Origin of the sequence: Paenibacillus sp. TAF43_2 (genome assembly GCF_052113545.1) — a bacterium.
Lineage (GTDB): Bacteria > Bacillota > Bacilli > Paenibacillales > Paenibacillaceae > Pristimantibacillus.
In genome coordinates, this window is sequence record NZ_JBFRDK010000246.1 from 1 (window position 1) to 6,972 (window position 6,972).

Here is a 6,972-nt window from a genome sequence, read left to right on the forward strand (position 1 = left end):
CTATGAAACGGGATTGCTGCTTCACATTCAACATTTATGGTTTCTCTCCTTCTTTGACATTTCTTTTTGCATATCCTCACTTAACCTACTGCCTGCTAACCGATAATACCGCTCCGCTCCACACTTTCAACGAAATAACGCTGAACGACTAAGTACAAAATGATTAGCGGTATGATAGCAAGTAAAATACCTGTATCAATAATCATTGCCACATGATTCGGATCAGCCTTAACATTACCGCCTCCGGCCGCTACCCCCAGCAAACCTGGCAGCAACGCATTCGCTTGAGCTGACAATGTCGAAATCTTAATCGGCATAAGTGCAGATTCACTCATGAACAGCGAAGTGAAAAAGGTATCGTTATACTGCCAAACAAAGCAGAACAGTACGACGGTTATGATTGGCGGAATGGCGTTCGGCAGCATGATTTTCAAAAACGTTTTCACTCCGCCAGCACCATCAATTAATGCCGCTTCCTCTATCTCTTTAGGCATTCCTTTAAAAAACTGGCGGAAAATATAAATGAACAGTCCCGCTTTCAATCCGATTGCCGTCGCAGACGTTATAATAGAAGGCCAATACGTATTGAGCAGATTAACGCCTTCCTTGCCCGTCACTAGATGAATGACTCCGAGTATGTCAAAGCTTCTAAAATGAAGATACATCGGAACCATCAACGTGCTTGTCGGAACTAGAATCGTTAATATGACCAGAGCGAACAGCACATTGCTGCCTGGGAAGTTAAAACGGGCGAAGCCGTACCCAGCAAGCGCGCAAGAAGCTGTCGTTAGCAGCGTAGTCACAATAACAAAGACAAGCGTATTTCCTAGGAGAGGAAAGTAGTGTAAAATATCCATCGCCATTTTGATGTTGTCGAGCGTAAAGTGGACAGGCACCATATAAATCGTCGGATTGTAAATATCGACTTTGTCTTTGAAAGCGACAGAAAACTTCATGAGCAGCGGATAAATGATGATGTACGAGATGCCAATAACAAGCGCGTAACGAAAAATGGCGTACAACGTATCGATCGTCTTATTTTTCATTTTCTGCAGCCGATATTTATTATCCTCGTTGCGAACAGCCTGTGAAGCCTCCATATGCAGCTTCCTCCTTTGTTAATCACTCAGTTGTAATGTACTCTTCTCGATAGCAGCACTCCGATAATGACCAAAACAACGCTTATAATCAACGTGTAAACCCAAGACATCGCTGCGCTGAGCCCAAAATTTTGCGTGGTGAATGCCGTCGAGAAAATCATATCCGTAACCGCGCTGCCCGAGAATGAATCAATAATCGTATAGATGACATTGGTCAAAATGAGCGGGCTAACTAATGGAAATGTAATTTTCCAGAACGATTCATAGGCTGTAGCGCCTTCCATCTTAGCCACCTCATACATGGCACCTGGAACGGACTGCAAAGCAGCTAAAAAAATAAGAATTTGCACGCCGGAGCTTGTAATAATCTCATAGATTCTAGTAATCGCCTGAACGATGTAGTCAACGAACGATAGCGGCAAACCTATGTCGCTAAGTATCATGACCATTGACATAATATTATAGGTGGAAGAAGCTTCACCCATTTCACTTACGACCGATGAATCGCCTACTAGATTAATAAGCCCCGCTGTTTCAGCAGCTGAAATCGCATTGGAAGCGAGTATGACCGGAAGGAAAAATATCGCTCTCGCGAGTATTCTGCCACGAAACTTCTGATTAAGCAGCGTAGCTGAGAAAAGGCTGAAAAATAATATCATCGGTACATTCAAAACCATTTCTGAAACGGATTGGGTCAAAATCCTATTGAAGGTAGCATCCACGAACAACGCTTCTTTAAAATTCGCCCAACCAACCGATTCCAATATAAATCCAGTCGGTTCCACCGTCAGCTTGCTGAAGCTGAATTTAATAGATTGGATAAGCGGCGTCGCAAACATAAATATGAAGCCCAGCAGCCATGGGAAAATAAATGCTACGCCTAGAAGTGAGCGCTTGTGCCGCAAAGCTAACTTATATCCATTCATTAACGCTCACCTCCTACCCAATAGTTTTGAGCTTCAACTTTGTTTCCGTTAATGCTGACTTGCTTATCTGTGTAATTGACAATAATCGATTTTCCATTGCTGTATTGCATCTCTACGACACCGTCTTGATGGCGAATATGCTTCACCATTTGAGCGTTTCTCACACCGGAGAGCACGTCATTTGCTTCCTTATACATCGACAGCGCTTGATCATACCAGTCTTTGTAATGGGTAGAGAACAGCTTGTCAAAATGAGTGAATTTCAGTTTGGACGATGGTTCATAGCTCCATGAAAAATGCGGCGCTGAGCCAAGCTCTACCGAACGAAGCAGCTGCTGCTGAATATCCTGCTCATCCTCTAAGTTAATCGCACCGCCGGCATAATCGACATATCCATGAATAACCATTTGATAAAATGGAACTTCCTCATCCGTTAGCACGAAGCCGCTGGATGACGTTGGCACATTTATAAGATGATCTGCGAATGGCCATACATAAGCATTTCCGCCCGTAAGCATCGTTTGATCGACGTGCCCATCCACCTTGCTCAGCTCATCCTCAACGATTTTTTTAGCCGTTTCGCGTTGAATGACTCTGCTCGTACGGAAGTCCGAGCTCAGTACGCTGCCAAGATCCCGCAGCGATATTCCCCGCATGCCAAGCGAATCATACTTCTTCATAAACGTATCAACGAAGTAGGGAAGCTTTGCCGGCGACAGCAAATAATACGAGCCTAATAGCATATCCATTCGATTAAGCGCTCGGTTATAAGGATAAAGCTCCGCTTCCTCCCGTGTAACGAACCGCGATGCATCAGAGGATGGAACAAAACCTCCATCATCATGATAAATTTGCTGAAAGGCTACATCTGGGAACAACATCCCGCCGGATTGCTCCAGCTGATTCGCTAGCTTAATAAAGCTGGACTTGCTTCCGAGCTCATTGTCCACTTTCAGCTTTACTGGTGTCTGATGATTGACGCCGTTTCCGAACCAGCCTGTGTAACGCATGAGCAATCGATCAATCCCATCTGACTTCAGTTGTTCAGCCATTTGTGAGGCTTGCTCAAAGGAAGTCATGGAAACGACGGAGCTGTACGGTACACCAAGGAATGATTTCCGCTTGTCGACCGTTCCTAGAATATCCAAATAAAATGGAAGCTTTTCATCATCTTTTAATGGCTGAAGCTTGTTTTCAGCTACAAGCCTGTCACGATAAAGCTCAGCCATTCCTGAATAGCTCGCCTTATCGCCAGAGAGAAAGCTGTACCGAATTTGAATGTCGCCTTTATAAATCTCTTCACTCAACAGCTGGATTTCTTGAATCTTTGAGCCTGTGTAAAGCTCAAGCTCATCCTCTCCGCGCAATGAGTAGCTGCTGTGAATATAATTGTAGGAATTTTTTTTACCGCTGATATCAGCAGCGATGCTGGCAACAGCATCACCTTCTTCAATCACCGCAAACCATGCTGCGCTTCCCGCCTTCATCCCAAATACCGGCATTCTAGCACTCTCGCTTACTTGACCGCGGCGGTAGCTATTATCATTCGGATCAAGGCCATATACTCTTTGTACGTATTGCTCTTCCTTTACCTTGCCGTTGTTAAGATGGATCAAGCTACCTGTTCCATCCGGCACGAACATGTATCCTTCATTGTCCTTATCTGCAGCGCCAAAGAAATTAAGCATCTCGATGCTGCGGATTTGATAGCCTCCGCTTTCTTTGACCTGATTGACTGGAACGGATGCAACCAGTGAACCGCCATCAATGCGGTATTCCAAAGGAATAACGAAGTTTGGTTTGCTCGATTCGCCGCCACCTGCAACGCCATTTTCCTCATTGTCGAAAGCAAGATCCTCATCGGAATAACCAGCCTTGACGAATGCCGCCGTCATTTTGCTCAATACAAGCGGCTTGGAAACCTGCGCATCTAGTCTCTCTAATACTTCCTTATTGTCCGCTTTCGGATAATAGCGCAGTCCCACATATTTGGCCGTCGGCGCATCCAGCTTGGATAGCACCTTCTCTTCCAATCGCACTTTGCTTATATACCTTGGCAAGGCATCCACGCCGATTGACGTATCGCCAATCGTATAGGTGATACGAATGCCGTTCTCAATGCTCTCAGCTGTAAACTGCTTATTTGCGATACTTTCCGTGAAGTTGGTGAACGTATCCAGCGTACCAATTGCATCCCGGAACAGTACCGTCAACTGAGAAGACAATATTTCCTTCTCGAAGCCCGATGCGATAGCATCCTCACTCCGATTGGGCGGATTGCTGTACCAGATTTGGCCTTGCCGTTTATCCCTCACAGCGACCTCTGTCGTTTCGGCGCTGTAGTATAACGATAATTCGGAATTTTCCGCTACAAGCTGCATGCCTGGCACACCTTTTGAAGAATCAGGCATTGCCTTAATTGCGGCTCCAGCTTCCAGCTCAGTTGTCATTTTCATATAAGCGGCTGCTTTAACGGCTTTAGCTCCACGACTGGTGAATAGCAATACGGAGCAGACCAAGATACAAATTGCTGCGGTACAGGCCAGCACCGCAACCAGCTTTTTACGATTTTTCACGGGTGCGGCCTCCTTTACGTACGGAAAATGATTTCACGATAGATATTGATAATAAAATCGATAATTTGCTGCATCATACTCAGCACGAGCGTCCCAAGAAATACGATAATGCCCAWTACGATTACCGTCAGCAGCATCGTAATAATCGTTTTAAACGCCGTATATTGATGAACCGTCATCGTACCGACAAATAGAAGCGCTAGAAACCAAATGGTGGATATAGACATGACTAAATAATAAAAAGCTGTTTCTTCCTGTACCATAAACCGACTCGCAATGGTCATGGGCACATAAAGAATGACCATAGGAACAAGCGCATAACCCGTCGCCATAACAATTTCTTTGAATTTACCTTCGCCATCCATTAAGGTTGTAATCGCCCAATTGGATATACACCAAAGGAAGAAAGGAAATACAATCGTAACGAGCTGAGTCAAGCTGTTCAAATGACGTGGATCATTATAGTTCACAAGGAAACCTGCAAACTGATTTTGTAAAATAACAGAAACGATGACAAGCAGCAAAATAGCTAATGCGACCTTTACTTTTCCTTTGCCGTCATACTTCATATCCCAGAAGCCGTCAAAAGGATGAACGATTAAATGCAGCGGAAACTTGATGAAATCCTGCTTCATAGCGATCTGCCCTCCTTAGCGGTTTGCGATGCAAAGTCCGACATCGCAAGCTTCCTCTTTTTCATTCGAGAGCTTACCAGCTTGAACGCAAGCCATGCAGCTGCTAGGACGATCAGCATTGTTAGAAAGGTTCCTGAATGTTCCTTCATTACTTCCCTGCGGTACCTTTTGTAAGCTACGGAATAACTATCGCGGTCCATGCCCAGCTTGAAATACTCGAGCGCTTCTCCGTTCTTCCGCTCCATCAGCAACGATTTGCCAATGCCTATATACGCAATATCGTAGTTGCTGTTTAACCGAAGCACTTCTTGCCAAATCGGTACCGCCAGCTTATCCTCACCGGTGTAATGCAGCTTCACAGCCTCGTTTACACTGGCACCAAATTTCGTTGGCTCAAATACGACGATATTGCTTTTCCCACGATCAAGCACCAGTTGCTTTTCACCCAAATGCTCGACGGCGACCGGTATTTTAAACGTACCGATCTGATTTCCCTTACCGCCATACACATAGAGCAAATCGCCTTCGTCATTGTAGGTAAATACTTTGCCTTGGTTTCCGTCGAGCACGCTGTACATTCCGTTTTCGAGTACCTTCACATCAATCAGCTTGGAAGGACCCACAGCGCGCCTGAACAAAATATCCCCTAACACATCGAAGTAACCGAAGCGCTTCAGCACATCCTCACCTGATGGATTAAGTCTTTTTACTGGTTCCTTGGAGTCAGGATCGATGTTCGTTGCATATACAAATCCTTTGGCATCGATATCGATATTCGAAAACTCGGTTGGTATAAACAGCACCATTTGCGCTTTCTGTGCTTTGGTTGAAAGCAAGCGCCATATGACTTCCGTATAGTCCCGCTGCACTTTGTTTGTCCCTACATATCCGATAAACTGGCCTTTCTCATCAAACTGCATGATGCCTTCGTAGATGCCTTGCGCTACGACATAAACCCGTTTGGCTTTATCTACCGTTACCTTTAACGGAATAAATTTAAAATCACTTGCCAAAACATCAGATTTGGGCTGCTCGATTGTTCGAAGCAATTCACCGTCGCTCGACAACACGACAACTCGCCCGTTGTCCGTATCCGCAACATAAAGCTGCTCCTCCTCATCAACGAATAGTCCCGACGGATTTTTAAAACCGATCTTTTCTCCGTCCTTCTCGTACTCGTTAATGATGCTTTTCACTTTCCACTGATCATCTAAAATAACGATTCGGCCATTGCCGCTGTCCACAATGTATATGAKCCGGCTTGCAGACACGACCATATCCTTTGGCTCTAAAAAGTCACCGATGCCGATATCAGCTCCGGATATGGAGAGTTTGGGTACATAAGCCGCCGGTGCTGGAACTGCTTCTTCCCAATAGTTATAGTTGTAGCTCTCATATGGCGTCGACGCCGCAGACGCAGGTAGAGGCGCTGCGGTAATAAACAATAGGGAAGCCGCCGCGATGACGAGAAACCATTTTTTCGCTGACAAGTGCATTCCCCCCTTTTAATCTTTCATTCCTGAAGTCGCCATCGTTTCAATAATACGGCTTTGCGAGAAAACGAACAGCGTAATCGGAACGCTCATCAGAATGAGTGCTACCGCTGCCGCCGCTCCTGCACGAGCAATACCGCCTGCCACAACTTGATTAGCTGCAAAATGCAGCGATTTAAGCTGTTCGCTGTAAATGAAGCCATTCCCATCGCTGCCCCAAAGAATTTGGAAAAGCAAAATAA

General features: G+C 45.3%; 5 protein-coding genes and 1 pseudogene. All 6 read right to left on the bottom strand.

Annotated features, from left to right (window positions below; all coding sequences use genetic code 11):
- Positions 1–95: 95 nt before the first annotated feature.
- Positions 96–1,100: a carbohydrate ABC transporter permease gene (locus AB4Z17_RS30555; protein WP_441881620.1), complete on the bottom strand. Its 1,005-nt coding sequence runs from the start codon at positions 1,098–1,100 to the stop codon at positions 96–98.
- A 26-nt stretch (positions 1,101–1,126) separates the two neighbouring features.
- Positions 1,127–2,026 carry a carbohydrate ABC transporter permease gene (locus tag AB4Z17_RS30560; RefSeq protein WP_076266692.1) on the bottom strand — a complete coding sequence of 300 codons (900 nt, stop codon included), beginning with the start codon at positions 2,024–2,026 and terminating at the stop codon, positions 1,127–1,129.
- Entirely contained in the window at positions 2,026–4,602 is a 2,577-nt protein-coding gene (locus AB4Z17_RS30565) for a DUF5696 domain-containing protein (RefSeq protein WP_441964046.1), read from the bottom strand. Before AB4Z17_RS30565 ends, AB4Z17_RS30560 begins: the two co-directional genes overlap by 1 nt.
- A 14-nt stretch (positions 4,603–4,616) precedes the next feature.
- Positions 4,617–5,237 carry a Yip1 family protein gene (locus tag AB4Z17_RS30570; protein ID WP_441964048.1) on the bottom strand — a complete coding sequence of 207 codons (621 nt, stop codon included), beginning with the start codon at positions 5,235–5,237 and terminating at the stop codon, positions 4,617–4,619.
- Positions 5,234–6,733 carry an NHL repeat-containing protein gene (locus tag AB4Z17_RS30575; protein ID WP_441964050.1) on the bottom strand — a complete coding sequence of 500 codons (1,500 nt, stop codon included), beginning with the start codon at positions 6,731–6,733 and terminating at the stop codon, positions 5,234–5,236. Before AB4Z17_RS30575 ends, AB4Z17_RS30570 begins: the two co-directional genes overlap by 4 nt.
- Before the next feature lie 9 nt (positions 6,734–6,742).
- A pseudogene (locus AB4Z17_RS30580) lies at positions 6,743–6,972 on the bottom strand (carbohydrate ABC transporter permease); the annotation flags it as partial.

Bases quoted from the DNA above. Each gene is read 5' to 3' on its own strand.
- AB4Z17_RS30555 (WP_441881620.1), bottom strand. From the start codon at position 1,100: ATGGAGGCTTCACAGGCTGTTCGCAACGAGGATAATAAATATCGGCTG.
- AB4Z17_RS30560 (WP_076266692.1), bottom strand. From the start codon at position 2,026: ATGAATGGATATAAGTTAGCTTTGCGGCACAAGCGCTCACTTCTAGGC.